The following is a 26,091-nucleotide window of genomic DNA, read 5'->3' as shown; positions in this document are numbered from 1 at the left end:
GCGGTGTCGCGTTCGCTCATTACCCTTCCTTACGTCGGGCCGTTGAAAAAGGGTCCGTAACCGGTACGTCTCGGAGGCCGCCGAAACCCCGAAGTCCGGCTGGTCGCCGGTCGTGAGGGGCCCCGCGCGGACCGCCGTCGCGTCCACCGCAAAGCGGCGCCACGGGCCCGCTTCCGTCGCCGACGGATATATCCACGGCGGTCGCTTAGGAGATATGACATTGACGCACACAAGAACTACAGCCGCGCTGCTGGCCGCGCTGGCGCTGCTCGCGGCCGTCGGCGGGGCCTTCGCGGTCGGGGGCGCGGCGGCGGTACCGGACGCGCGGATCACCGTCGGCGAGGTCGGGGCGTCGCCGAGCGACCCGACCGTCGGCGAGCGGACGGCGCTGAACGTCACCGTCTCGAACTCCGGGGGCAGCGACGCGGCGGCGAACGTCACCGAGGTCCGCGTTCGGAACGCGGACGGCGACGTGCTCGACAGCGTCTCCGGCGTCGGCGCCCTCTCGGCTGGCGACTCCCTCGACGCGACGCTGTGGACGGCGTTCGACGAGCCGGGCGCGAAGCGGCTCACCGTCGAGGCAGTGGCGAACCAGTCGACGAGCGGCGAGTTCGTGACCGTCAGCCGCGAGACGGTGATCGAGGTGCGGCCGACGCAGGTCGCGCTCGACCTCCGGACTCGCGCGCTCGACCCCGAGGACCTCCGGACCGACGAGGGGAGCGACGGCTCGGCCGGCGACCTCGGCGTCGGCGGCATTCAGGGCATCTTCGGCGGCGGCGGCGGGCTCGACACGGGCGACGCCGGCGGCCAAGGCGAGTCGCCGCCGATCGCCGACTCGCCCGTTGAGGTGACCGTGGTCAACACCGGTACGACGACCGCCGACCGGGTCAGCCTCCGAGCGGTCGGGACCGCGGTCGACGGCGCGGGCGGCGCGGACGGGTCTGGCGACGGTGCGGAAGGATCCGGCGACGGCGGCGACGGCGCGGAGACGGTCGACGTCGGCCCGTTCGTCGTCGAGGACGTCGCGCCCGGCGAGGAGCGGCGGGTGATCGTCGACCTCGGGCCGCTCGACCGGCGGTCGGACGTGACGGTCACCGCGGCGTTCCGCGCCGACACGGACCAGCGGAACGAGCGCGGCGCCGACCGGGCCGCGGAGTCGACGGTGACGTACCCGGTCCGCGAGGCGACGCCGACCGTGACGGACGCGACGGTGCGGGAGACCGCGGACGGCGCGGTCGTCGTCGACGCGAACCTCGGCAACGCGGGGAGCGGCGAGATGACGGGCGCGGTGGTCTCGGTCGGCGACGCGCCCGGCGTCGAGCCGACGCCGGCGGGCGGCGAGTACTTCGTCGGGACGCTCGGCGCGAGCGACTTCGTCGGGTTCGACCTGTCGACCGCGGTGAACGCCTCGGTCGCCGACGAGATCCCGATCCGCGTCGCCTACACCGAGCGCGGCGTCCGGTACACGGAGACGCTGACGGTGGCGGCGCCCGAACCCGACGACGACGGGGAGGCTGGGGGCACGCTCGGCCGGATCGGCGTCGGCGGCGTGGGCGCCGCGGGCGCGGTCGCGAGCGGGATCGCGCTCGTCGGCCTCGCCGGCGCGGTCGGCCTCGCGGTCAGGACCGGACGGATCGGCGGGTCGACGGGGCGGCGACGCGACGGGTCGGCGCCGTGAGCGGCGACGCAGTCCCGGAGACGAAAGCCGCGGCCGACCGCACGACAGACGCCGAAGCGGGGGGCGACTACGCCGTCGAACTCCGGGGCGTCGTCAAGCGCTACCCGAGCGGCGGCGGCGAGCCGGTCGTCGCGCTCGACGCCGTCGACTTCGCGGTCCGGCCCGGCGAGTTCGTCGCCGTGGTCGGCCCCAGCGGCTCGGGGAAGTCGACGCTACTGAACGTGCTCGGGCTGCTCGACGACCCGACCGAGGGGCAGCGACTGCTCGACGGCGTCGACGTGACGAACCTCTCCGTCGCGGAGCGGACCCGGGCGCGCAAGGAGTCGATCGGGTTCGTCTTCCAGGACTTCCACCTGCTGCCGACGCTGACCGCCGTCGAGAACGTCGCGATGCCGACCGCGTTCGACGCCGGCGACGCGAGCGGCCGGGCCGCCGACCTGCTCGCCCGGTTCGGGCTCGGCGATCGGCTCGACCACGAGCCGAGCGAGCTCTCCGGCGGACAGAAGCAGCGCGTCGCCATCGCCCGCGCGCTGATCAACGAGCCGGCCGTGCTGCTCGCGGACGAGCCGACTGGGAACCTCGACACGGAGACCGGCGAGTCGATCCTCGCGGAGTTCGAGCGCGTGAAGTCGGAGGGCGTCGCCGTCATCGCGGTCACCCACGACCCGCTGGTCGAGGAGTACGCCGACCGCGTCGTCGACCTCACCGACGGCGTGATGACCGGCGGACTGCCGACCGACGGGCCGCCGGAGGGCGAGACGGGGGACGACCGATGAGCGACGGCGACGCGAGCGGGACGGGACCCGCCGGCTGGCTGCGCGGCTGGCGGCCCGCGGTGTCGATGGCCTCGCGGAACCTGCGCCGGAACCGCGTGCGGACGGTGCTGGCGGTGCTGGGCGTCTGTATCGGCGTGCTCGCGGTCGCGGCGCTCGGCATCTTCGGGAACGTGCTTGCGCTGGGCGCCGACGACGCCATCGGCGACATCGGCACGCAGGTCGTCGTCTCGCCGAACAACGACGCGGGCGTGGAGTCGCTGTCGGACGCGGACATCGCCTCGATCCGGCGCGCGGTCGGCGAGCCCGCCGTCGTCCCGCTGTACTCCGACAGCGCCACGGTCGCGCGGCAGGGCGACCAGACGTTCGCGACGGTGTACGGGATCGAGGAGCCGGCTCTGGCGTACGAGGCCGCCGAGGGCCGGCTCCCCGAGCGCCACCGGCAGGGCGCGATCTTAGGGGCGGGCATCGCCGAGGACCTCGGCGCCGGCGCGGGCGACACCGTCGAGATCGCGGGCTCGCAGGTGCGGGTGATCGCGGTGTTGGTCGAGAGCCAGACGTTCAGCCCGGTGGCGCCCGACGACGCCGTCTTCCTGCCGGAATCCGCGTTCTCGGCCGACGGCTACGCGCAGGCGCTCGTGATCTCCGACTCGGGCGCGGAGGCGCGGGCGGCCGCCGACGCGATCCGCGAGCAGGTGAACGCCCGGCAGGAGCGCGTGGACCTGTTCGAGCTGGCCGCCTTGGTCGACGAGATCAACGAGTTCTTCGACCTGCTCTCGACGTTCCTGCTCGGGCTCGGCGCCATCTCCCTCGTCGTCGCCGGCGTCTCGATCCTCAACGTGATGCTGATGAGCACCGTCGAGCGCCGGCAGGAGATCGGCGTGATGCGCGCGGTGGGCGTCGCGCGCCGCGACGTCCTCCGCGTCCTGCTCGCGGAGGCCGGGCTGATCGGCGCGGCCGGCGCCGCGGCCGGCACGCTGCTCACCGTGCTGCTCGTCGCCGGCCTCGTCGTCGCGACGCCCGCCGTCGACGCCGCGCTCGTGATCGACCCGACGAACGGCTACTACCTCCTCCTCGCGCTCGTGTTCGGCGTCGGCGTGGGGATCGTCAGCGGCGCGTACCCCGCGTGGAAGGCGGCCAACGAGCGCCCGGTCGAGGCGCTGCGGAACTGAGGTGGAAGGAATCGGACCGGTAGTACTCTCGTCTCAGTTATAAACAGACCGGCGCGCCGGCGAGCGCCCGGAGGGCGCGAGCCGACCGCGAGGGAGTCGATGGCCCGGAGCGAAGCGGAGGGCCACCGACGAGGCTGGGGAGGCGTGAGGTGCGGTGCGGAGCGGTGCGGGGTGGGGACTCAAAGGGGCAGTCGCGAGGCGGTCGCAGGCGACGTAAGCACCGCAACGAGGGAGAGAACGAAGTGAGCGACCGAGTGAGGAGCGCAGCGAGCGTGCGCCCGCCTCGCGACTGGGGCTTTGGAGGTGTCCGCCGCCGATCTACAGTCGGTTATTTATAAGTGAGCGGCTGGGGCTTTGGTGGTGTCCGCCGTCGATTCACTGTCAGCTATTTATAAAAGACGATAGCCCAGCCAAACGCCTATGTATCGCCGCGACGCGGCCCTGTCTATGTCCCCCAAGCGGCGGGCCGTCATCCTCCTCGGTGCGGGCGCGGTCGGGTTCGGCGCCCTCGGGTACCGCGAACTGACGGACTGCGAGGAGTTCGCCTGCTTCGCGTTCGAGTACCAGGGCGCGGACGACGCGCCGAACCGACTGACCATCGAACACACCGGCGGGACGGAGCGGCTCCGCGCGGGAGACGTGTTCGTGACCAACGTCAGCACCGACTACGAGGCGGGCGAGTCCGACACCCTCGCGTGGGCCGAGTTGGACGACGACCTCGACCCGGACGACGCGATCGACGGGGAAGCGGTACAGATTTCGATCCGGTTCCCGGACGTCGTGACGGTCCGCTGGCGTCGCGACGGCGACGAGGAGGTCGTCGGGGCGTGGGTGTACGACGACGACGAGCGGTGAGCCGCTCCCGTCGACTTCATCGACCGCCCTCGCTGTGGTCCGACTGACTCCTGAGCCCCCCAAACGGCTTTTGCGCGCGGCGACGCACCTGCCGGGCATGGTCCTCGAAAATGTGCGCACCTCACCGCACCTCGTCGGCGCCTCCCCGGCGAGGGGACTGCTTGCGCTGGCGGTGGTTGGCCTCCTCCTGCTCGCTTCCCTCGGATTTGCGCTCGGGTTGGACGTCGGGCTCTCCCTCGGCTGGATCGCGCTGGCGCTCGGGATCGCTATCGCGGCGGGGTTCGCGGGTGCGGGTCTGGTCCCGGCCGTCGGCTCGCTGTGGCTCGTCGGACTCTGGTGGTTCGCGTTCCCGCCGCTCGTCGGCTCCCTCACCGGTCGCTGGGCGGAGTCGACGCGGTACAACCACCCGCGAATGCTGGGCTACGGGTACGAGTCAGCACGCGCGGAGTTGCTCGGCGGGATCGAGTACGGGTTTAAATACGGACTGCTGTTCGCGGTCGTGATCGGGCTCGTCGGGTATGCGGCCGGGGTGGCTGTTAGTCGACTCTCGACGCGAACGAGCGCATCTCGATGAGCGTGGTTTCTCGTTTATAAACCGTTGACTGCGTATCGACGGGGGACGCCTCCAAAGCCCCAGGCGTGAGGACTCGCGCGCCTTGTTGCGCGCCTCGCTCAGTCGCTCGCTTCGCTCGCTCCCTCGCTGCGGTGCTTACTGCGGCGTGCTTCGTCCTCACGCCTGCCCCTTTGAGTCCCACCCCGCACCGCACAGCGACCGCGCCTCACACCTCCCCAGCCTCGTCGGTGGCCCTCCGCTTCGCTCCGGGCCACCGACTCCCTCGCGCGTGCTGTTCGGCCGCGGGGCGGCCTCACAGGCACGCGCCACCGCAGTTCCATTTATAAGAAGTCGCCGCGCTGCCGAAAAGACCTATTTAAACGCCGCGGCCCTGAAGCTTCTCCTCTTCTTCCATGTCCTCGTTGGACTGGCCCTTCATCCCCTTGCCCGTGCCGCTCGCGATGCGCGCGAGCTCGTCCGGGTCGTCCCAGTTGTTGACGGCCTCGACGATGGCGGTGCCCATCGCCTCGGGGTCCTCCGCGCCGAAGATGCCGGAGCCGACGAAGATGCCGTCGCAGCCGTGGTACATCATCAGCGCGGCGTCGGCGGGCGTCGCGATGCCGCCCGCAGCGAAGTTGACGACCGGGAGCCGCTCGGCCTCGGCGGTCTCGTGGACGAGGTCGCGCGGGGCGCCGTGTTCGCGGGCCCACTTCTCGCGCTCCTCGTAGTTGAGACCGGTGAGGGTGCGGATCTGGTTTTTGATGGTGCGCTGGTGTTTGACGGCCTGGTTCACGTCGCCGGTCCCGGCCTCGCCCTTCGTCCGGATCATCGCCGCGCCCTCCCGGATCCGGCGGAGCGCCTCGGGGAGGTTCCGGGCGCCGCAGACGAACGGCGAGGTAAAGTCGCGCTTGTCGGTGTGGTACTCGTCGTCGGCGGGCGTCAGCACCTCGGACTCGTCGATCATGTCGACGCCGAGCGACTCCAATATCTCCGCCTCCTTGCGGTGGCCGATCCGCGACTTGCCCATCACCGGGATCGACACCTCGTCGATGATCTCCGGGACGCGCTCGGGGTCGGGCATCCGCGCGACGCCGCCGCGCTTGCGGATGTCCGCCGGGACGTGTTCGAGCACCATCACCGCGACCGCGCCGGCGTCCTCCGCGATGCGTGCCTGCTCGCGGTTGACGACGTCCATGATCACGCCGCCCTTCTGCATCTGCGCGAAGCCGCGCTTGACCAGCTCGGTCCCCCGCTTCAGCTCCTCCAGATCCGTTGCCTCTGGCATGAATATCGGTTGGGTCGCCGGCCACTTAACGGGTCGCTTTCGGGCGGATAGACGGGCGAGAGCGTCGTTCGCGGCCCGTCCGCTCGCCGCGCGCGGCGCCACCGCAACCGCGAAGTCCCCCGCCGTCCAAGCCGCGGGCGTGACCACCGGAGCCATCCTCGCGGGCGGCCGCTCGACGCGCTTCGGCGACGCCGACAAGGCGGTCGCGCCGATCGCCGGCGTCCCGATGATCCGCCGCGTCGCGGACCGGCTCGCCGGGACCGACGACCCGGTCCCGCCCGGCGCCGACCGCGCGAGCGGCGGTGACCCCCTCGTCGACGAGCTCGTCGTCAACTGCCGCCCCGACCAACGGAATGCGATCACGGAGGCCCTGTCGGGTCTCCCACTCCCCGTCCGCTGGGCGCTCGACGAGGAACCGGACCTCGGACCGCTCGCCGGGATCCGGAACGCCTGCCGGGCCGCGACCGACGCCTACGCCGCCGTCGTCGCCTGCGACATGCCGTTCGTCGACCCGTCGTTCCTCGCCTCCCTGCGCGAGATGGCCGCGGAGCCGGGAGTCGAGGCCGCGGTCCCGCGGCTCGACGACCGCTGGTACCAGACGACGCAGGCCGTCTACGCGACCGAACCCGCCGCGACCGCCTGCGACCGCGCGCTCGACCGGGGTGACCGGAAGGTGCTCGCGATGGTGGACCAACTGGACGAGGTCGTCGTCGACGACAAGGCGATCCGGTCGCTGACGACCGAGCGCACCTTCACGAACGTCAACACGCAGTCCGAACTCGACGAGGCCGAGCGGGCGGTCGCCGACGCCGTCGAGGCGAAGTGAGAGCCGGCGACAGGCAGCGAACCTCGGTCAGTTCTTCAAGACCTCGTACGCCTCGTTGAGCCGCTTGAACCCCTCCTCGTCGCCGTCTTCCCCGTCCGGGTGGAGCCGCTTCGCGCGCTCGCGGTACCGCCGGCGGACCGCCTCGCTGTCGGCCGTCCGATCGAGCCCGAGCGTCTCGTACGCCTCCCGCTCGCTCATCCGGTCGGCCGCCGGCGCGCGGTCGCGCGGGTCTCGGGCCCCGGTTCCGCCGGGACCGCGAGCGCCGCGCTGCCCCGTCCCCGGACCCGCATTCGGACCGCGACCGCCGTCCGTGCCGGCGGCGCGGTAGGCGCGCTCCCTGTTGGCCTCGGCGCGAGCGCGCTGTCTGGCGCGTTCGCGCTCCGTCGGGCCCGCCGCCTCGGCCGACCGCCGCGCCTGGTCGTGGAGGCGCCCGCTGGCGTGGTACCAGAGGAAGTAAGAGACGGCGCCGAACGGCACCGCGAGCGCCAGCGCGATCGGGTGGAGGACGACCCCGCCGATCAGGAGCAGCGCCGTCATGCCGACGAACGCTCCGGCGAGCCCCACGACGATCGTTCGGTTCGTCACGGCCGTATTCGGGGGCGGAGGACCGTAAGGCTCTCGGCGCCCCACGAGGCTCACGCTACTTCCCGCCGCCTCCGTACCGTTTATGCCCGCGGCCGCCCGGGTACGGGGTATGGAACCGGCGGACCGAGAGACGGCGACCGGACTGCCGCCCGGGATCGCGGCCGCCCGCGAGGAGCTCACGCCGATGCTCTCGCAGTACGCCGACCTCTGTGCCGCCCACGAGGACGCCTTGGTGCTGTTCCAGGTCGGCGACTTCTACGAGGCGTTCTGCGAGGCGGCCGAGACCGTCGCCCGCATCTGCGAGGTGACGCTGACGGAGCGCTCCGACTCGACCGGCGACTACCCGATGGCGGGCATCCCGATCGACAACGCCGCGCCGTACCTCGAATCGCTGCTCGACGCGGGCTACCGCGTCGCGCTCGGCGACCAGGTCGAGGACGCCGAGCAGGCGTCCGGCCTCGTCGACCGCGCCGTCACCGAGGTTATCACGCCCGGCACCGTCGTCGAGGACGACCTCCTCGAAGCCGGGACGACGAACTACGTGGCGGCGGTCGCGGCCGAGGGCGACGGCGACTCCCCGCAGGCGACCGTCGGCCTCGCCGCCGTCGACGTCTCCACCGGCGAGTGCCTCGTCACGTCCGGCGACCGGGACGCGGTCGCGGGCGAACTGGACCGGATCGCCCCGGCGGAACTCATCTCCGGCCCCGACGCGCCCGAGTTCGACCCGCCGGACGCGGAGCGGGGCTGGACGACCCACGACTACGACGCGGGCGCCTTCGACCGGCGGACCGCAACCGAGCGGCTGGAGCCGTACCTCCCGGCGCCCGACCGGCGGTTCGATTCCGACGCGGAGCTGCGTGCGGCCGGCGCGGTGCTGGCGTACGCCGAGTACACGCAGGGCGACGACGGCCCGCTGTCGTACGTCACCAGAATTCGGCGGTACGACCCCCGCGACCGGCTCCGGCTCGACGCGGCCGCCCAGCGGAGCCTGGAGCTGTTCGAGAACCGCGGGTTGGGCGCGAGCGACACGCTGTTCGACGTCCTCGACGAGACGAGCTGTGCGCTCGGCCGGCGATGCCTGGAGCGCTGGCTCCGGCGCCCGCTCGTCGACGCGGACGCGATCCGGAGCCGCCACGACGCGGTCGGCGAGCTCGCGGACCGGAGCCTCGCCCGGGAGGCGGTCGCCGACGCGCTCGCGACCGCCTACGACCTCGAACGCCTGGTGAGCCGCGTCTCGCGGGGGCGCGCCGACGCCCGCGACCTGCGCTCGCTCCATCAGACGCTCGCGGTCGTCCCCGAGCTGAAGGCGACGCTGGCGGGGGCGGACGGGGCGGGCGGGGCGGGCGGCGACCGCACCGATGCGACGGACGCCGCCGACGAGGGCGGCCCCGCGCTCCCCCGGACCGATCACCTCCGCGACCTCCGCGACCGGCTCGACGAGCTGACCGCGGTCCGCGAGCTGATCGACGGCGCGATCGCGACCGACCCGCCGCAGGAGATCACCGAGGGCGGGGTGATCTGCGAGGGGTTCGACGACGACCTCGACGACCTGCGCACCACCGAGCGCGAGGGTCGCGAGTGGGTCGCGGAGTTGGAGGCGAGCGAGCGCGAGCGAACAGGGATCGACTCGCTGTCGGTCGGTCACAACCAGGTCCACGGCTACTACATCGAGGTGACCGACGCGAACCTCGACCGAGTCCCCGACGACTACCGGCGCCGACAGACGCTGAAGAACAGCGAGCGCTACGTCACCCCGGAGCTGAAGGAGCGCGAGGAGGAGATCGTCGGCGCCGCCGAGCGCGCGGACGCCATGGAGTACGAGCTGTTCGTCGACGTCCGCGAGCGCGTCGCGGCCGAGACCGAGAGAATCCAGGACCTCGCCGACGCGCTCGCCGAGCTCGACGCGCTCGCGTCGCTCGCCGCGGTCGCGGTCGAACGCGACTACGTCCGGCCGGAGCTGCGCGAGGACGCCGCGCACGCGGGCGACGGCGAATCCGCCACCGCCGGGGACCCCGCCGCCGGCATCGAGATCGAGGGCGGCAGACACCCGGTCGTCGAGCGGGCCGAGGAGTCGTTCGTCCCGAACGACGCGGACCTCCCGCGCGGCTCGGTTGCCGTGATCACGGGGCCGAACATGAGCGGGAAGTCGACGTACATGCGGTCGGTCGCGCTCGCCGTCGTGCTCGCACAGACCGGCTCGTTCGTCCCCGCGCAGGCCGCCACGGTCCCCGTCTTCGACCGGCTGTTCACCCGGGTCGGCGCCTCCGACGACATCGCGGGCGGGCAGTCGACGTTCATGCGCGAGATGAGCGAGCTGACGGAGATCCTCCACGACGCGGGCGCCGACTCGCTCGTCCTGCTCGACGAGGTCGGCCGAGGGACCGCGACGACCGACGGCCGTGCCATCGCCCGCGCGGCCGCCGAGTTCCTCCACGACGAGCTCGGCGCGACGGCCCTCTTCGCGACCCACTACCACGGGCTCACGGACCTCGCCGACGAGCGCGAGCGCGTCTTCAACCTCCATTTCACCGCCACCCGCGAGGACGGCGACGTGACGTTCCTCCACCGGGTCGTCCCCGGCGCCTCCTCGTCGTCGTACGGCGTCGAGGTCGCGGAGCTCGCGGGGGTCCCCGCCCCGGTGGTCGACCGCGCTCGCGACCTCGTCGCCGCGGAGGAGGCGGACAGGGACCGGAAGGCGGACCGGACCGAGACCGGTGCGGAGGGAACGACGGATAAGGGAGATCCGGAGGACGACGCGGACCGCGACGGCGACGCGTCCTTGGAGGAGTTCCTCGCGGAGGAGGCGTCGGACGAGCAGGACCGGGCCGGACCGGGGACGGGCGACGGCTCGACCGAGACGGATCCGCCGACGAGCGACGCCGAAAGGGAAGCCGCCGGCGCGCCCCCCGATCTCGCCGCGGAACTCCGCGACCTCGACCTCGCCCGGATGACGCCGATCGAGGCGCTGAACGCCCTCCACGACCTCCAATCCCGAGTCGACGATGACGGGTGAGCGAGAGAGCGGTCGCGGCGCGTCCGGCTCCGGAGACGCCGCCGAATCCCGGGATGATTCGGCCGACGACGAGGGTCGCGTCCGCCGGCTCGACCGGGAGACCGTCGACCGCATCGCGGCCGGCGAAGTCGTCACGCGGCCGGCGCGGGTCGTCGGCGAGCTCGTCGACAACGCGCTCGACGCGGGCGCCTCCCGGGTCGAGGTCGCCGTCGACGGCGACGGCACCGACTGGATCCGGGTCGCGGACGACGGCCGAGGGATGGCTCGCGCGGACGCGGCCCGCGCCGTCGAGCGGCACGCGACGAGCAAGTTGGCGCCCGACGGCGACCCGGTCGGGGTCGACTCGCTCGGCTTCCGCGGCGAGGCGCTCGCGGCGATCGCGGAGGCCGCCCGCCTCGAACTCGTGACGAGTCCCGGCGACGGAGTCGGCACCCGGGTCGTCGTCGATGGGACCGCGGGAGACACAGAGCGCGCGGAGCAGTCCGGCGGGGGGCAGGACGTCACAGTCGAGCCCGCGGGCCGCGCCCGGGGAACGACGGTCGTCGTCGAGGACCTGTTCGCGACCCGGCCGGCACGCCGGGAGTCGCTCGCCGGCGCGGCCGCCGAGTTCGCGCGGATCTCCGCGCTCGTCGCCGACTACGCGCTGGCGAACCCGTCCGTCGCGTTCTCGCTCGACCACGACGGGTCGGCGACGCTGTCGACGCCCGGGACCGACCGCACGGACGCCCTCCTCGGCGTGTACGACCGCGACACGGCGAGCCGGTCGACGACCGTCGACGCGAGCGTCGACCTCGGAGTCGACGGCGGGGACGCGGCGGGCGCGCGCGACGCGGACCCAGTCTCCGTCGATGTCGCCGGCGCGCTGGCGTACCCCTCTGTCACCCGCTCCACCCGCGACCACGTCCGCGTCTCCGTGAACGGGCGTCCGGTCCGGAACGACCGGCTCGCGGCCGCGGTCCGCGACGGCTACGGTCGCCTCCTCCCCGACGGCCGCGAGCCGGTCGCCGCGGTCGACGTCTCTCTCCCGCCCGCCCGCGTCGACCCGAACGTCCACCCGGCGAAGCGGGAGGTGGGGCTCCGCGACGCCGACGCGGTCGCGGACGCGGTCTCGTCGGTCGTCGAGGACGCGCTCACGGGCGCCGACCTCCGGCGCGCCGCGGACGTCGACACCGACCTCGAAAGCGCGCTCGAACCGGTGGGCGAGGGCGACGGCTCGCGGGCAGGGGCGTTCGCGGACACCGAGCCGATCGGCGTTTTCCGCGACCTCTACGTTCTTGTCGAGGCCGATAACGAACTGCTCGTGATCGACGGCCACGCCGCTCACGAGCGGGTGAACTACGAGCGGCTGGCGCGGGCGTTCGACGGCGACCCGGTGTCGACCGCGACGCTCGACCCGCCGGCGACGCTCTCGCTGTCGACCGACGAGGCCGCGGCCGCTCGGGCGCACGCGGACGACCTCGCCGCGCTCGGCTTCGAGACCGAGGCGTTCGGCGGCGGCACGCGCCGCCTGCGGACCGTCCCCGCGCCGTTCGGCCGGACGGCGGACGCGAACGCGTTCCGCGACGCGCTTGCGGCGCTCTCGGGCGCGGAAAGGGGTCGCGGCGCCTCGCGGGACGCGCGCGAGGACCTGCTCGCGGACCTCGCGTGTCACCCGTCGCTGAAGCGCGGCGACTTCTCAGAACTCGGGGACGAGGACCTCCGAGACCTGCTCGACCGCCTCGGGGAGTGCGACCGCCCGTACGCCTGCCCGCACGGACGCCCGACCGTCCTCGCCGTCGACGAGGCGACGTTCGCGGCGGGGTTCGGCCGAGACCGGTGAGTCGCGGGTCGGCGGCCCTCTGTCCGGGAATCGGGGGCTTGGCGGCGAAACGGGTGAGGACCCCGACCGGTATCTATTAACACGATGAGGACGGGGGTTCTCGCATGGGAGAGCGGACCGAAGTGACGCGGGGGTCGCTGCCGGCGGAGCGGTCGGCCGGCCGGTTCTCCGGCCCCGATGGCCTCCGCGACGTTGTCGAGCGGATCCTCGCGTGGCTTCGGGAGCGGCGCGGGTCCGGCCTGAAGGGCGTCTCGACGGCGACGACCATGCGGAACGTCGTCGACACGGACGCGCTCGCCGAGGAGACGCCGGAGAAGTGGAGCGTCCTCCACGACGTGGTCACCTACGGCGCGGACTCGCTCACCGACGTCCTCGTCTTCCGGCACGACCCCAGCAGACAGGACCTCGTGGTGATGCCGGAGCGGAACACGGAGCCGGAAGGCGAGATCAGCTTCTATCACGCCGACCGCACGAAGGGCGCGCGCCACCTGCTGTCCATCGGCGCAGACTCGCTCACGGCGGCGCTGAGCTACGTGTTAGAACGAATCGAGCGATTCGAGCGGCTGTTCACCGGCCGCGGCTCGGAGCTCCCGAGCGGGTACACGGGACCGTCCGAGGGTCTATAAGCGCGTCCGGATCGCGGTCCGAGGAACGCCGGAGAGTTTCAGACCGAGCCGTCGCTCGGGCGGCCGTCGACCGGCTCGTCGGCCCGTTCGACGCGCTCGACGGTCTCGTCCGCTTCCGCCGTCTCGGGCGGGTACGTGACGGTCCGCTGCGGGTAGGGGATCGAGATGCCGGCGTCGGCGAAGCGGTCCTGTATCTCCTCGACCGCGGTCGCCTTCGAGCGCCACCGCGCCTGCGGGGTCGGGGGATCGATCCAGAACCGGAGGTCGAGGAGGATCGCGGAGTCACCGAACCCGGACGGGATCGCGTACGGCTCGGGGTTGTTCGCGATCGTGTCGATCCCGGAGAGGACGTCCTCCGCGATCCCGGCCGCCTCGTCGGGGTCGTCGTCGTACCCGATCCCCACCTCCATATGGATCCGGAGGCGCCCCTCGCGGCTCCGGTTCGTGATCGCCTGGTTGCCGACGATGTCGTTGGGCACCACGACGTACTCCCCGTCGAAGTTCCGCATGTGGGTGTTCATGATCGTGATGTCGGTGACGAACCCCTCCTCGTCGCCGATCTCCACCCAGTCGCCGATCTCGAACGGCCGCGAGAACATCAACACGAAGCCGGCGAGCATCGAGCCCAGCGTCTGCCGGGCCGCCATCCCGAGGACGATCCCGAGGAAGCCGGCGCCGACGAGGAGGCCGCCGAGGTTCACGCCCCAGACCCCGAGGACGGTGATGCCGGCAAGTACGAGCAGGCCGACCTGCGCGAGCCGGGTGAGGAGCTGTTCCTGGTGGGCGGTGATCCGGTCGCTGTCGGCCGACAGGTCGGCGACGTACGCCTCGATCACGTCGCTGACGACGTAGGCGCCGCCGAGCAACACCGCCGAGACGACGACCTGCGCGCCGACCGTGAGGGCGTCCTCGGCGACGGGTAACACCGCGATCACGAGTCCGAACTGTCCCCACAGCGTCAGTACTGCGACGCCCGCGAGCGCGAACAGCGCGATCTGTAGGATTCCGACCGCGAGCCGCAGGAGGAACGACGACGGGACGCCGTCGCGGAACGTCTCGATGGCGCCCTCGGTCGACTCCGCCAGGCGATCGTCGACGAGCCGCTCGACCCAGCCCGAGGCCGTCCGCTCGCCGGCGCGGACAGCCTTCGGTAACAGTAGCCACCCGACCGCGAGCGTCCCGAGGGCGATGGCGGCGGTGACCGCCAGTCGCCCCTCCGTGCTCGAGACGTCGCTCAACACCGCGCCGACCCGGGCGCCCAGTCCGCTGATCACGGTCGAGGGTTCGCCGCCGGCCGGATAACGGATCCGACGCGAGTCTCAGCCGAGAGAATCGGGGCGGCCGCTCCCGGGGATCGGGCCGCGGAGGTAAAGCGGTCCGTCACCGACCCCGGCGAAGCTCCTCGATCAGCTGTTCGATGAGCGCCGACTGCCGGTCGAGCCGCTCGGACTGCGCCTCGACGGTGCGCCGCAGCGCGGCGACCTCGCTCGCGAGGTCAGCGTCCTCGACGCCGGCGCTCTCGAACGGCGACCCGTCGAACGCGTCGTCCCCGGGAACGGGACCGTCGGCGTCGGCGTCGGGCGCGACGACCTCGGAGTCGGTGACTGGGTCTCCGGTCGCCGACTCGGCGCCGGCGGCGTCCGTCGAGAGCGCCTCAGCGTTGACCGCGGACGCGGACTCGTCTCCGGCCTCCTGTTCGATCCCCTCGGCGGCCGACGCGGGCTCGGTCGCGTCCGCGTCGAGCGGGTCCGTCGCGTCCGCGTCCGGAGACTCCGTCGCGGTCGGGTCGTCGAGGGGGTCCGCCGTCGCGTCGTCGACGCTCGCGTCCGTTGCGAGGGGGTCCGCGCCCAGCGGATCGTCGTCGTTGGCTTCCGACGACTCGGAAACCGACTCGACAGCCGACTCGGCCGACTGCGACGCCGCGGCGCCCGGGTCGGCGGCGTCGTCGGTCGCGGAGCTGGGAGCGGACTCGGCGGTCGGATCGGCGGCGCCGGTCGCGCCGTCCAGTTCCGTTTCGGGCCCGTCGGCGTCGGCCTCCGCGTCGGCGGCGGGGGACGCCGAGAGGGGATCAGGCCCCTCCCCGAAGTCGGTCGTTCCGCTTGCCTCCGCGTCCGGCGCCGACTCCTCGGTCTCCGCGGCGGCGACGCGGAACTCCTCTAAGCTGTCGACGCCGTGGAACGAACACACCGCGTCGGCGAGCGTCTCCCGGACCGCGCGGGCGGACTCGTTCGGGGCCTTGAACCGCTCCGAGCGGCCGTCGTGGACGAGGACGACCGCGGTGGCGACGGTCCCCTCCTCGAAGTCGAGGCCGGTGAGGTCCTCGTAGTGGAACTCCTCGAACTCGGCGTCCCAGACGGCAGAGCCGACGTGTTTGACCAGCCGCTCGCTGGTGACGATGAGGGTGAGCTCCGAGAAGCGGAAGGTGCGCACGACCGTCTCACCGGGGCCGGTGACGCCGCTCGCCGAGAGGACGCCCGCGAGAATCGGGTGGAGGACGTCGTCGACGCGCTTCGAGGGGACCGAGAGCGTCTCGTCGCCGTCGAGGCCGTACCCGAGGGTGATCTTCGCCTTGCGGCGGCCCGTTGAGACCTCGATCCGCTCGACGTCGTGGCCGTACTCGTCGACGGACTCGTCGGAGAGGAGGCCGTCGCCGCGGAAGACGAGGGTCCGGGTGGGCGTGACCGCGAGTCGATCGTCGCCGCCCAGCGGCACCTCGGCGACGACGTCCTCGTCGCCGACGGTCGCCGCGAGCAGTTCGGGGAGGCTCATACGCCCGGGATACGCCGCGCCCGGCATAAATCCGCTGGGTCGGCCGCGAGCGCGCGGCGAAACCGGTCGCGACGCTGCGGCTTCCGCGACACGGAACCGCTTCGGAAGCGGCCGCCCGCGGCGATCTGCGATCGGTTCACAACCTCCCGACGGATGGGAAGGTTAAAGGGTCTCATCGCGGTACGAAAAGGTGAGGCCGGGTGGCTTAGCTGGACATAGCGCCGCACTCATAGGGTTCGGAGATTCGGTGCGGTGACGCCTTGGAAGCGTCCGCGTCCTTCCCGTGGCTCCGCCGAGCCTCGGACCTGGGACATGCGGAGATCGTGGGTTCGGAGCCCACCCCGGCCATCTAACATAATATTCACATGTTGAGTGATAACCCTCCGTAGAGGGGCTGGACAGTCTTAACAAGGTTCACGTTCTGTCAAGAATGTACACGAAGCGGTCGGGTCGATCCAGTAATCGTAATTCACATCGGATAAAATATACGTCAGATAACGGAACCTCCGGTAGAGTAAAATAGTGGCACAAGTAATATCACGATAACAAGATGAGCCATCCAGAGATGGCAGAAGGGGATTCTGATCTCGCGCTAGCTGTAGGACTGTATGTCCTCGGCGAAATGACTCTGGGTGAGGCAGCAGAATTCGCAGAGATCTCTCGCCAGCGATTTAGAGATGTACTATCTGAGAGTGCTGTGAACTGCCGACTGGGTCCTAGTAATCTTGAGGATGCTGAGTATGAAGTTCAGACTGCCTTAGATATCTAATTCTGAATGTCAGATTTTGAGATTATATTGGATACAACCGTTATTTCTAATTTTTCAAAAACTGAATCGATGTCAGAGCTTTGCGAAAGTTTTGATGAGCCACCAGCAGTCACAAAAGCAGTAATAATTGAGACTGAGAGGGGAGAACGGGAAGGATACGAGTTTTTAGATGACGCAATTGACCTAATGCCATCGCCAAGGCGTTCAAACACTGAAAATACAAGTTATTTAATAAAATGTTCCTCCTTTTCTGAGATGGCACACAATAATAACAATATCGACAAAGGAATCAATCATTTATTACTCTCTGCTGAAATGAATCAAGTTGATATAGATACAGAAACCGGTGTTGATTTTGTCACCGAGTGTATGTCTCGCTTGGACTGGGGAGAAGCTACAGCTGTACATGCCTCTTTTGCTCACGGGGTTCCAGTTGCCACTGATGACGGCGATGCTCGCGATTTTGCAGACAAGTATGATATTGAATACACTGGATCCCTTGGATTACTAGCCAGATGCGTCTCAAAGGATATTGTTGAAATAGAAACTGCAAATGACTGGTTATCCGCTTGGATTAGCGAAAATGGATATTACTCACCTGTGTCTGACATAACTGAAATTCTATGATGAATTGAGAATATTTTCACACATTAATACAAAGCACACGTGTGTTTCGATAACGTTCTCCACCTACTTTATTTGATCAGGTGGGTGTTGTCAAGCGCTGCTACCGTTCTCACCAACCGCCAATATCGTGCGCTCGGCGTTGACTCTCACAGTACGCTGCATGAGCAGTAAATGTCGGCGATGCTGCGTCAGATCGGACTTTTTATTTCACCGTATATCTGTTACTTAACATATACAGTACAGTCATCAACTAGACTATGAGAACTCCAGTTCGAGCAACCTAGCGGCTCTATCAACGTCGAAGAACTCCGAGCCGAAGAAGACGGACAACGGTAACTCTCGGTTGGTATCCGCGTACTCCTCTTTCCAGAGTTGCGCGAGCTCCTTCAGATCCGCTGCGCGAACCAGTCGGATGTCCTTCCCGACTTGCATTTCGAGTTGCTCGGCGTTCATCGCCGCCTGCTCTGTGAAGTCCGGTGCGATGATCAGGAACCACTCGACATCGTGCTGTTTGTCTTTTGTGTCGATGTAGTTCTTGATTTTACTCCGGGTGTCGCTTCCCAGTTTGAACTTCTCTCGACGGCGCTTGTTGTCCCACAGAAGCCAATTCCCGTCCTGCTCAATCTCGCCGTCAGCGACCATCCCGGTCGCCTTCTGACCGAGTTGGTTCACTCCCTCTAGGTTGAACGCCTCGCGGAAGATCTCTCCCGTGGCCTCCTCGAAGAGGATATCGAGCTTCTCTTCGGCGTTATCAGCATCAATTAGATCTTGGAGTTGAGGAGGGACCTGATTAACAGCCCCGTCGGCGATATCCTCGTACGCATCGAGGTAGAGATCGACTGCCGGCTCTCCTTGCTCGACCGACTTCTGTGACTGCTCGAAGTACTCGATAATCGCAGAGACCATATCGTCCGTCTTCCGCTTGTGGGCGTCGAGCCCGTAGCGGTCGACGATCTTTTTTAATTCGTCTTTATCGACGACTTCTCTCAGAAGTTCGCTCGGGAATATTCCTGCCTTAGCGATATTCTCGCGGCGGTTTTCGTTCCGGCCGTAGTTCTTCCCTTCTACCCCGAAGCGCTCGCGAGCATCGATCAAGACTGATTGTCGGTCGAATACATCGAGCGTTTCGAGCATCGCTAGCAGGTTCTCCTCCGACATCTCGTAGTACAGCCAGTCTCGAACAACCTCGATATAGTCCTCCGGGATTCCGACGAGTTCCTTTGTCGACTCGTCGTTTACCTCATACACGAGGGCTTGCTCCTGAAGCGACCAGAGTCCTTTTTCAATCGTGTCGAGGGCGTGCTCGGGGCTGTCCGATCGAGAGACCTTCGGGAAGCGTCCGAACGACGAGAGACGTTTGAAGAAGTCCAGCCACGTGTAGTACTCGTGTTTACTATCCTGTGCCCGATTGTGGAGCTCGAAGTAGCTGTACACCATGTGTAACTCCGAGTCATCGATCTGGTTTTGGTAGTCGACAGCAGCCTGCGCGAGATGGAGGAGATCGTCCGTCTCTTCGAACGAGTCTTCGTCGTACGCCTCGATAAACGAGCGCTGCCAGTTTTGAACCGCATCCAGCAGATCGCCTTTCGCCATACTGTAGTCCGGTTGTTGAATGAGTTGACGGAGAATTCCGTACCTAATGACGAGGGATTGGTACGGTGAGTCGTTGATCGCCGTGAGTCGAGGTGGGGTAAAATCGTTCAACTCAGTTCGGATGCGGTCCGGATCCGCCAACGCAGGGACGTACGTCTCTAGATACTTTTCCCGGTCATCGAACCCATCGTGTTTGAACGACTCCGGATCAAAATCGTCCGTTTTTGCTTTCGTGTCATCCCTGATGAACCGTTTTTGCTCGTAACTGTTCCAGTCTTTGTCCGCGAGGTCCCGCAATCGCATTGGTTAAATCACGATTATTGTCACTCTACTTGAATCTGTGTGACAATGTCTCATGTATGAATACCAGCCTAACAACTCGTCTCGTGGCTGATTTCACTCCGCGACGGCAGGTGGATGTAGGTTTTCTACACCGGCACTGCGTCGCCCGTGACCAGCGCGACCGCGGCGACGACGCCGCCCATCCCCAACAGCGCGTAGTTCGCGAGCGGGTTCGCCGCCGTGAACAGGTCGAGCGTGTACTCGGTGTCTCGCACGGGCGCGAACGGCCGGATCCCCATTGGCGTCAGCGCGTCGGCGAGGAGGTGCGAGACGATCGTCACGACGCCGAACAGGAACCCGGCGCCGCCGAACAGCAGCGCCTCGACGCCGCCGCCTTGGAGGCCGGCCGCCAGCCCGACGACCCCGAAGGTGACGCCGACGAGCAGCGCGAACCAGACGGTGTGGGTGATCCCCCGGTGTTTGACGAGGGGGACGCGCATGTCAAGGTCGGGGACCATCGCCAGCGAGGCGACGCCGGCCGCGCCGACGAGCCCGACCTCTATCGAGGCGAGGGCCGTGACGAGGAACCCGAGCGGGGCGTAGACGACGAGCGACGCCCCGACGTGACCCTTCCGGTACATGTGAGCGACTGCGTTCCCGGTCCCTAAGTCCGTTGCGTCGGCGAGCAGCACGTCGTGCGTCCCGCCGCGCCGCCGGGGCGAAACGCCTACGGCCTCCCGCCGTGACGCTTCGGTATGACACTGACCGCCCGCGACCTGATGGAACCGGACGTGAAGACGGTCTCGCCCGACGACGACGTCGCCGACGTGTTCAAGCGATTCGCCCGCTACGAGTTCAGCGGCTTCCCGGTCGTCGACGACGACGAGCGGGTGGTCGGCGTGATCACCGAGTCCGACCTCGTCGACCTGTTCGAGCCCGAGGACGAGACACTGTGGATCCCGATCGGCCTCCCCCCGTTCGTCGACACGCTCTCCTATCAGGTGAAGCGCCCGTGGGCCGACCTCGACCTCGGCGTCGACATGCTCCGCAACGCGGACCGGCCCATCTCCGAGGTGATGAGCGCCGACGTGGCGACGGTGACGCCCGACAGCGACGTCGACGACGTGTTGGACCTCCTCGTCGGGGACGACCCGGATATTAATCGTGTTCCCGTGGTCGACGAGGAGGGGCGGATCGTTGGGATCATCGCCCGGCAGGACGTGATCCGCGCGTTTCGCGACCGCCGACTAGAATAGGACGGATCGAGTCGTTCTAAGAGCTATTTATAAATAGCCGACCATAGCTCGGCGGTGAACACCTCCAAATCCCCGGTCGCTCGCTTATAAATGGATGACTGTCGATCGACGGCGAACACCGCCAAAGCCCCAGCCGCTCGCTTATAAATGAGTAACTGTCGATTGACGGCGAACACCTCCAAAGCCCCAGCCGCGAGGCGGGCGCACGCTCGCTGCGCTCCTCACTCGGTCGCTCACTCCGTTCGCTCCCTCGTTGCGGTGCTTACGTCACCTGCGCCCGCCTCGCGGCTGCCCCTTTGAGTCCCGCCCGCACAGCACCGTCCCGCACCTCACTCCTCCCCAGCCTCGTCGGTCGCCGTCGCTTCGCTCGGCGACCGACTCCCTCGCGCGTGCGGTTCGCGGCCTATCGGCCGCTCACCGGCACGCGCCACCACACAGTCATTTATAAACGATTGCGACGACCGCTTACCCAAATTTAAATATCGCGTCGCTGCTGGCGGGCTGGTCCGCCGTTTCTCGGGTGGTTCGTTCGGTAGCCCCGAACGTCCGGGATTGGGGGGTCGCGAACGGACAGCCTCTTACCGGTCGACCGTCAGGAACGGACGGACATGCTGATAGCCGGAACCGTCGTCGCCGACTCCGAGACCGTCATCCCCGACGGCGCCGTCGTCGTCGAGGGGAACACGATCGCCGCGGTCGGCGACGAGGCCGCCCTCCGCGACCGCTACCCCGACCACGAGCGCCGCGAGTTCGACATCGTCGCGCCCGGGCTCGTCGGCGGCCACGTCCACTCCGTCCAGTCGCTGGGGCGGGGGATCGCCGACGACGACGCCCTCCTCGACTGGCTGTTCGGCGCCGTGTTGCCGATGGAGGCCGCGATGGACGCCGAGGCGACCCGGGCGGCCGCCGAGTTAGGGTACTTGGAGTGTCTCGAATCGGGGACGACGACCGTCGTCGACCACCTCTCCGTGAACCACGCCGAGGAGGCGTTCGAGGCCGCGATCGAGACTGGAATCCGCGCGCGGCTCGGCAAGGTGCTGATGGACCGGGACTCTCCCGACAGCCTGCTGGAGGAGACCGACGCCGCGCTCGCGGAGAGCGAGGCCCTCATCCGCGAGTACCACGGCGCGGCTGATGGTCGCGTCCGCTACGCGGTCACGCCGCGGTTCGCCGTCACCTGTACCGAGGAGTGCCTGCGCGGCTGCCGCGAGCTGGCCGACCGGTACGACGGCGTGACGATCCACACCCACGCCAGCGAGAACGAGGACGAGATCGAGACGGTGGAGGCCGACACCGGGAAGCGAAACGTCCTCTGGCTCGACGAGGTCGGGCTGACGGGACCGGACGTGACGCTCGCGCACTGCGTCCACACCGACGAGCGCGAGCGCGAGGTGCTCGCCGAGACCGACACGGTCGTCACCCACTGCCCCTCCTCGAACATGAAGCTCGCCTCGGGGATCGCCCCGGTTCAGGACTACCTCGAACGCGGCGTCACGGTCGCGCTCGGCAACGACGGCCCGCCGTGTAACAACACCCTCGACCCCTTTACGGAGATGCGGCAGGCGAGCCTCCTCGGCAAGGTCGACGCCCGGGACCCGACCCGCCTCCCGGCCCCGACCGTGCTGGAGATGGCGACGACCCACGGCGCCCGGGCCGCCGGCTTCGACCGCCTCGGCGCGCTCCGCGAGGGGTACCGCGCCGACGTGATCGGAATCTCGACCGACCTGACCCGGGCGACCCCGATACACGACCCGCTCTCGCACTTAGTGTACGCCGCCCACGGCGACGACGTGGCGTTCACGATGGTCGACGGCGAGGTCCGCTACGCCGACGGCGAACACGTCGGAATCGACGCCGCCGCGGTCCGCGAGCGCGCGACGCGCCACGCGGAGCGGGTGGTGGAGACGGCCGGCATCGACCTCGCCGGACCGTAGCCTCGTCGCCGTCGATCTCGCGCCGCGAGAAACGGGGAGGTCCGCGACCTACGGGGAGGTCCGCAACCTACGAGGAGGTCTCGACCGACGAGGCGGCCGCGGACGGGCACTTCGCCCACCGCAGCGCGGCGTCGTCGTCGTTGAACGCCTCGGTGTCGACGCCCTCGACGTCGATGGTCCGCTTGAGGTACCGCCGCTTCGAGCGCTGACCGACGACGGCGAAGCGGTCGACGCCACGGGCGACCGCGATCTGCGCGGACTCGCGGAGCGCCCGACGGCCAGCGTCCGAACACGGACGGCTCGTCCGCACGACGATCACGACGGCGTTGACGGTGTTAGGGTCCGTCGCGCCCCGCCACCGATCGAGGAGCGCCTCGCCGTCCGCGGGGCTCAGTCCAGTCCCGTGTGGGAACTCGACGACGAGGACATCGTCCTCGACCCGCAGCAGCCAGCGCTCGCTCGGTTCCATGGCACCCTCTATCACGTACAAGGGTATAAATTACGCCCTCAAAATATTCAATTTGATACTCTCCCGATCCGGTCGACAGCGCGGTCCGGTTTCCGCGCCATCCGCGCCGAGAAGTACGTGCGGGCGTCGCCGGCGCGGTCGCCCGTCCGTTATCATCGCGAGAGATTCGGCGGGAGCGCAACAGAAAGTGTCGCGGCCCTCGTCCGGCCCAGCGCGTCAGTCCTGGCGGGGCGATTCCACGTCGAGCGCGTCGACGACCGCGGTCGCGAGCGCCTCGAACGACGCCTCGTCGGGGACGACGTCGACGTCGACCCCGCGGTCCGCGGCCGTCTCCGCGGTCGGCGGGCCGATGACGCCGACCACCGCGTCCGCGAGTCCGGCGCGAGCCGCGTCCTCGACGCCGCGGTCCGCGGCCGCCGCGAGGAAGTTGTCGACGGTCAGCGAGGAGGTGAACGCGGCTGCGTCGAGGTCGCCGGCTGCGGCCAGCTCGGCAGCGTCACCCGCGCCGGTCGGTCGCGTGAGCCGGTACAGGACGGTCTCGGTCACGTCGGCGCCGGCCTCGCGCAGGCCGTCGAGGAGGACGTCGCTGCCGTGGTCCGAGCGCGCGACGACGACGCGCTCGCCCGCGACGCGGGGTTCGAGCGCCGCCACGAGGCCGGCGGAGGTGTACTCCTCCGGGACGACGTCGACCGTCCAGCCGGCCTCGCGGGCGGCCGCGGCGGTGGCGGGACCGATGGCGGCGAGGTCGGCGTCGCCCGGCTCCCAGCCCGCCTCGGCGGCCAGTTCGACGCCGGTCTTGCTCGTGAGGACGACGAGCGGCGCGTCCGCCGGAACCGCCCCCGTCGGCTCGACCTCGAGCATCGGGTCGGCGACAGGCTCGGCGCCGAGATCGCGGAGCAGGTCGACGGCCGACTCGATCCGCTCGTCGTCCGGCCGGAAGACGGCCACGCGCGGTCTTCGACCCCCGTTGCCGCTCACGCCTCGTCACCCCCGGCCGACCCGTCTTCTCTCTGGTCCTCGCTCGCCGACTGTACGGGGGCCGAGCCGGCGTTTTCGAGGAAGGTCACGACGCGGTCACGGGTCGCCGCCACGTCGCCGATCACGGTCACCGCGGGCGGTTCGATCCCCGCCTCGTCGCGGGCGTCGACGATAGTGTCGAGCGTGCCGGTCGCGACGCGGGTGTCGGGCCAGGTGGCGCGCTCGACGAGCGCGACGGGCGTGTCCCCGTCGAGGCCGGCGTCGCGGAGCGCGGCGGTGTACGCCGGCAGCTTCCCGACGCCCATCAGCACGACGATGGTTCCGCCGGTCGCCGCGAGCGCATCCCAGTCGACCGCCGACTCCTCTTTCGTCGGGTCCTCGTGGCCCGTGACGAACGAGACGGAGGAGGCGTGGTCGCGGTGGGTCACCGGGATCCCGGCGACCGCGGGACCGGCGATCGCCGAGGTGACGCCGGGGACGACCTCGAAGGGGACTCCCTCCTCCGCGAGGTGTTCCGCCTCCTCGCCGCCGCGGCCGAAGACGAACGGGTCGCCGCCCTTCAGCCGGACGACGCGGTTCCCCTCGCGAGCCAGTTCGACCATGCGCCGGTTGGTGTACTCCTGCGGCGTCCACTCGCCGCCGGCGCGCTTCCCCACGTCCTCCCGTTTCGCCTCGGGGATCTCGCCGAGGATCTCCGGACCCGGGAGCTTGTCGTGGAGGACCACGTCGGCCGACTCGATCAGCCGCTTCGCCTTGACCGTGAGCAGGTCCGGGTCGCCCGGCCCGGAGCCGACGAGGAAGACGGTGCCGACTCGGTCGTCGCGACCGCGCGTCGGGGGCTCGTCCGCGTTCGATCCGGGGCCCGCGCCGGTGCCGGCAGCGTCCTCACTCATCGTCCTCCCCGGTCTCCGCTTCACTGTCCTCCCCGGTCTCCGCCGCCTCGCGCGCCTCGGCGATCAGGTCGTCGGCGCCACGCTCCGCGAGGTCCGCGGCGAACTCGGCGGCGGCCGTCGCGTGCGACCGGATCGGCAGGTCGCGGGTGTCGGCCACCTCCTCGGTGCCGTCGGTCGAGAGGATCCGCGCGCGGACGTGGACGTGCTCGCCTTGAACCATCGCGGAGACGCCGATCGGCGCGACGCAGCCCCCGTTGAGCTCGCCGAGGACCGTCCGCTCGACGGTGACCGCGACGCGGGTCCGCGAGTGGTCGACCGCGTCGCGGACCGCTTCGATCACCTCCGGGTCGCTCGCGGTGACGGCGATGGCGCCCTGTCCGGCCGCGGGGACGAACTCCTCGCGCGGGAGCCGCGTCGTCTCCACCTCGTGGAAGAGGTTCGAGCGGCGGAGCCCCGCCTCAGCGAGGACGACCGCGTCGTACTCGGTCTCGACCCGCCGCTCCATCGCCGCGCGTTCGAGGTCCGACAGCGAGTCGAACCACTCCTCGACGGTGCGCTCGAAGTCGGCGTCGATTTCGTCGCTGTCTGTTTCGGCCTCGTCGCCCTCGCCGCCCTCGTCCTCCGCGCCGTCGCCCTCGGCGGTCAGCGCGCTCTCCTCGCCCGATGCGATCAGTCGGCGCTCGTGTTCCGCCTGGAGGCCGGGCGCGAGCAGCTTCTCCAGCCGGGTGTCGACGTTGCCGCGGATCGGCTCGACGGTGAGGTCCGGCCGCGCCGCGCGGATCTGCGCGCCCCGGCGGAGCGATCCGGTGCCGACGACGGCGCCCGACGGGAGGTCCTCGATGCCGAACCCGTCGGGGTGGACGACCACGTCGCCGGAGGGGGCGCGCTCGGGGACGCCAGCGACGACGAGGTCGGCCATCTCCTCGGTCGGGAGGTCCTTCAGCGAGTGGACCGCGAGGTCGGCGTCGCCGGCGAGCACCTCCTCGTCCAAGGCGCGCACGAACGCGCCCGTCTTCCCGAGGCGGTGGATCAGTTCGTCGGGGATCTGGTCGCCGCGCGTCTCCACCTGCCGGAGTTCGACGTCGCGGCGCCGGCTCGACAGCGCCTCGCGGACGGTCTCGGCCTGTCGAAGGGCTAAGTCCGACCCGCGGGTCGCGAGCCTGAGCGTTTCGGTCATACGCGAACGGAGGTCCCCCGCGTTCAAAAGCGCACCAGTTCGGCCGCCTCAGCGGCCGCGACCGTCCGGTGCCGCGTTCGCGGGGTTCAGGCGTCCGCTCGCCGGGTCCGAGGCAACTCCCGCCACGGTCACGGACCCTTTATCAGTCCGCCCCGAAGC

Annotated in this window: 24 protein-coding genes and 1 tRNA gene; 14 read left to right on the top strand and 11 right to left on the bottom strand. The window is 69.5% G+C overall.

Going from position 1 to position 26,091, the window contains the following annotated elements; all coding sequences use genetic code 11:
• Nucleotides 1-214: 214 nt before the first annotated feature.
• The 5 genes from B378_RS0112340 (at nt 215) to B378_RS0112320 (ending at nt 5,052) form a co-directional block, all read left to right on the top strand.
• The gene (locus tag B378_RS0112340) at nt 215-1,678 is read left to right on the top strand and encodes a hypothetical protein (RefSeq protein ID WP_017344088.1); all 1,464 of its coding nucleotides are present in this window, start codon (nt 215-217) and stop codon (nt 1,676-1,678) included.
• Nucleotides 1,675-2,454: an ABC transporter ATP-binding protein gene (locus B378_RS0112335; RefSeq protein ID WP_017344087.1), complete on the top strand. Its 780-nt coding sequence runs from the start codon at nt 1,675-1,677 to the stop codon at nt 2,452-2,454. The genes B378_RS0112340 and B378_RS0112335 overlap by 4 nt, the downstream gene beginning before the upstream one ends.
• Nucleotides 2,451-3,623 (top strand): ABC transporter permease, encoded by a 1,173-nt coding sequence (locus B378_RS0112330; RefSeq protein ID WP_017344086.1) that lies wholly within the window; start codon nt 2,451-2,453, stop codon nt 3,621-3,623. The genes B378_RS0112335 and B378_RS0112330 overlap by 4 nt, the downstream gene beginning before the upstream one ends.
• Before the next feature lie 447 nt (nt 3,624-4,070).
• Complete coding sequence (locus B378_RS0112325; RefSeq protein ID WP_026046279.1) at nt 4,071-4,478, top strand: hypothetical protein; 408 nt, start codon at nt 4,071-4,073, stop codon at nt 4,476-4,478.
• A gap of 97 nt (nt 4,479-4,575) precedes the next feature.
• On the top strand, nt 4,576-5,052 hold the full coding sequence (locus B378_RS0112320) for a hypothetical protein (RefSeq protein WP_017344084.1): 477 nt from the start codon (nt 4,576-4,578) through the stop codon (nt 5,050-5,052).
• Nucleotides 5,053-5,407: 355 nt separating this feature from the next.
• On the opposite strand, the gene pdxS is transcribed toward B378_RS0112320, so the two are convergent.
• Entirely contained in the window at nt 5,408-6,316 is a 909-nt protein-coding gene (pdxS, locus tag B378_RS0112315; RefSeq protein ID WP_008367482.1) for a pyridoxal 5'-phosphate synthase lyase subunit PdxS, read from the bottom strand.
• Between the two features lie 139 nt (nt 6,317-6,455).
• On the opposite strand from pdxS, the gene B378_RS0112310 reads away from it, so the two are divergent.
• Nucleotides 6,456-7,142, top strand: coding sequence for a molybdenum cofactor guanylyltransferase (locus B378_RS0112310; protein WP_017344083.1), 687 nt, complete (start codon nt 6,456-6,458; stop codon nt 7,140-7,142).
• A gap of 27 nt (nt 7,143-7,169) precedes the next feature.
• On the opposite strand, the gene B378_RS0112305 is transcribed toward B378_RS0112310, so the two are convergent.
• Nucleotides 7,170-7,727 carry a DnaJ domain-containing protein gene (locus B378_RS0112305; protein WP_017344082.1) on the bottom strand — a complete coding sequence of 186 codons (558 nt, stop codon included), beginning with the start codon at nt 7,725-7,727 and terminating at the stop codon, nt 7,170-7,172.
• 109 nt (nt 7,728-7,836) lie between these two features.
• Here B378_RS0112305 and mutS point away from each other — a divergent pair, with 109 nt between their 5' ends.
• The 3 genes from mutS (at nt 7,837) to B378_RS0112290 (ending at nt 13,185) form a co-directional block, all read left to right on the top strand.
• Nucleotides 7,837-10,740, top strand: a complete 2,904-nt coding sequence (gene mutS, locus B378_RS0112300; protein WP_017344081.1) for a DNA mismatch repair protein MutS — start codon at nt 7,837-7,839, stop codon at nt 10,738-10,740.
• Nucleotides 10,730-12,559 (top strand): DNA mismatch repair endonuclease MutL, encoded by a 1,830-nt coding sequence (gene mutL, locus B378_RS0112295; RefSeq protein ID WP_017344080.1) that lies wholly within the window; start codon nt 10,730-10,732, stop codon nt 12,557-12,559. The genes mutS and mutL overlap by 11 nt, the downstream gene beginning before the upstream one ends.
• Nucleotides 12,560-12,663: 104 nt before the next feature.
• The gene (locus B378_RS0112290; RefSeq protein WP_017344079.1) at nt 12,664-13,185 is read left to right on the top strand and encodes a hypothetical protein; all 522 of its coding nucleotides are present in this window, start codon (nt 12,664-12,666) and stop codon (nt 13,183-13,185) included.
• Between the two features lie 38 nt (nt 13,186-13,223).
• Here the strand turns inward: B378_RS0112290 and B378_RS0112285 are convergent, their stop codons facing one another.
• Both B378_RS0112285 and B378_RS0112280 read right to left on the bottom strand, forming a co-directional pair.
• Complete coding sequence (locus tag B378_RS0112285; RefSeq protein WP_017344078.1) at nt 13,224-14,459, bottom strand: mechanosensitive ion channel family protein; 1,236 nt, start codon at nt 14,457-14,459, stop codon at nt 13,224-13,226.
• A gap of 106 nt (nt 14,460-14,565) precedes the next feature.
• Entirely contained in the window at nt 14,566-15,954 is a 1,389-nt protein-coding gene (locus B378_RS0112280) for a hypothetical protein (RefSeq protein ID WP_017344077.1), read from the bottom strand.
• Between the two features lie 194 nt (nt 15,955-16,148).
• On the opposite strand from B378_RS0112280, the gene B378_RS16840 reads away from it, so the two are divergent.
• The 3 genes from B378_RS16840 (at nt 16,149) to B378_RS16835 (ending at nt 17,350) form a co-directional block, all read left to right on the top strand.
• Nucleotides 16,149-16,302, top strand: a tRNA-Met gene (locus B378_RS16840).
• Nucleotides 16,303-16,504: 202 nt separating this feature from the next.
• Nucleotides 16,505-16,723, top strand: coding sequence for a UPF0175 family protein (locus B378_RS17540; RefSeq protein ID WP_082224272.1), 219 nt, complete (start codon nt 16,505-16,507; stop codon nt 16,721-16,723).
• A gap of 6 nt (nt 16,724-16,729) precedes the next feature.
• Nucleotides 16,730-17,350: a hypothetical protein gene (locus B378_RS16835; RefSeq protein WP_155118216.1), complete on the top strand. Its 621-nt coding sequence runs from the start codon at nt 16,730-16,732 to the stop codon at nt 17,348-17,350.
• A gap of 255 nt (nt 17,351-17,605) precedes the next feature.
• On the opposite strand, the gene B378_RS0112265 is transcribed toward B378_RS16835, so the two are convergent.
• On the bottom strand, nt 17,606-19,246 hold the full coding sequence (locus B378_RS0112265) for a hypothetical protein (protein WP_017344075.1): 1,641 nt from the start codon (nt 19,244-19,246) through the stop codon (nt 17,606-17,608).
• Between the two features lie 125 nt (nt 19,247-19,371).
• On the bottom strand, nt 19,372-19,866 hold the full coding sequence (locus B378_RS0112260; protein WP_026046278.1) for a metal-dependent hydrolase: 495 nt from the start codon (nt 19,864-19,866) through the stop codon (nt 19,372-19,374).
• Nucleotides 19,867-19,980: 114 nt separating this feature from the next.
• On the opposite strand from B378_RS0112260, the gene B378_RS0112255 reads away from it, so the two are divergent.
• Nucleotides 19,981-20,481 carry an HPP family protein gene (locus tag B378_RS0112255; RefSeq protein ID WP_026046277.1) on the top strand — a complete coding sequence of 167 codons (501 nt, stop codon included), beginning with the start codon at nt 19,981-19,983 and terminating at the stop codon, nt 20,479-20,481.
• Nucleotides 20,482-20,504: 23 nt separating this feature from the next.
• Here the strand turns inward: B378_RS0112255 and B378_RS17135 are convergent, their stop codons facing one another.
• The gene (locus B378_RS17135; protein WP_192812443.1) at nt 20,505-20,657 is read right to left on the bottom strand and encodes a hypothetical protein; all 153 of its coding nucleotides are present in this window, start codon (nt 20,655-20,657) and stop codon (nt 20,505-20,507) included.
• 432 nt (nt 20,658-21,089) lie between these two features.
• Between B378_RS17135 and B378_RS0112250 the strand changes: the two genes are divergently transcribed.
• Nucleotides 21,090-22,415 carry a 5'-deoxyadenosine deaminase gene (locus B378_RS0112250; RefSeq protein ID WP_017344072.1) on the top strand — a complete coding sequence of 442 codons (1,326 nt, stop codon included), beginning with the start codon at nt 21,090-21,092 and terminating at the stop codon, nt 22,413-22,415.
• Nucleotides 22,416-22,482: 67 nt separating this feature from the next.
• Here B378_RS0112250 and B378_RS0112245 read toward each other — a convergent pair whose 3' ends face one another.
• From B378_RS0112245 to hemC, 4 genes are all read right to left on the bottom strand, one after another.
• Nucleotides 22,483-22,884, bottom strand: coding sequence for a hypothetical protein (locus B378_RS0112245; protein WP_017344071.1), 402 nt, complete (start codon nt 22,882-22,884; stop codon nt 22,483-22,485).
• A 216-nt stretch (nt 22,885-23,100) separates the two neighbouring features.
• Nucleotides 23,101-23,862, bottom strand: a complete 762-nt coding sequence (locus tag B378_RS0112240) for a uroporphyrinogen-III synthase (RefSeq protein ID WP_026046276.1) — start codon at nt 23,860-23,862, stop codon at nt 23,101-23,103.
• Entirely contained in the window at nt 23,859-24,755 is an 897-nt protein-coding gene (gene cobA / locus B378_RS0112235) for a uroporphyrinogen-III C-methyltransferase (RefSeq protein WP_017344069.1), read from the bottom strand. The genes B378_RS0112240 and cobA overlap by 4 nt, the downstream gene beginning before the upstream one ends.
• A complete protein-coding gene (hemC, locus tag B378_RS0112230; protein WP_017344068.1) occupies nt 24,748-25,932 on the bottom strand; it encodes a hydroxymethylbilane synthase in 1,185 nt (394 codons plus the stop codon). The genes cobA and hemC overlap by 8 nt, the downstream gene beginning before the upstream one ends.
• Nucleotides 25,933-26,091 lie beyond the last annotated feature (159 nt).

It is taken from the genome of Halorubrum sp. T3, assembly GCF_000296615.1.
Lineage (GTDB): Archaea > Halobacteriota > Halobacteria > Halobacteriales > Haloferacaceae > Halorubrum > Halorubrum ruber.
Note: the sequence above shows the minus strand (reverse complement) of the source record. Positions and strands in the feature narration are given on the sequence as shown.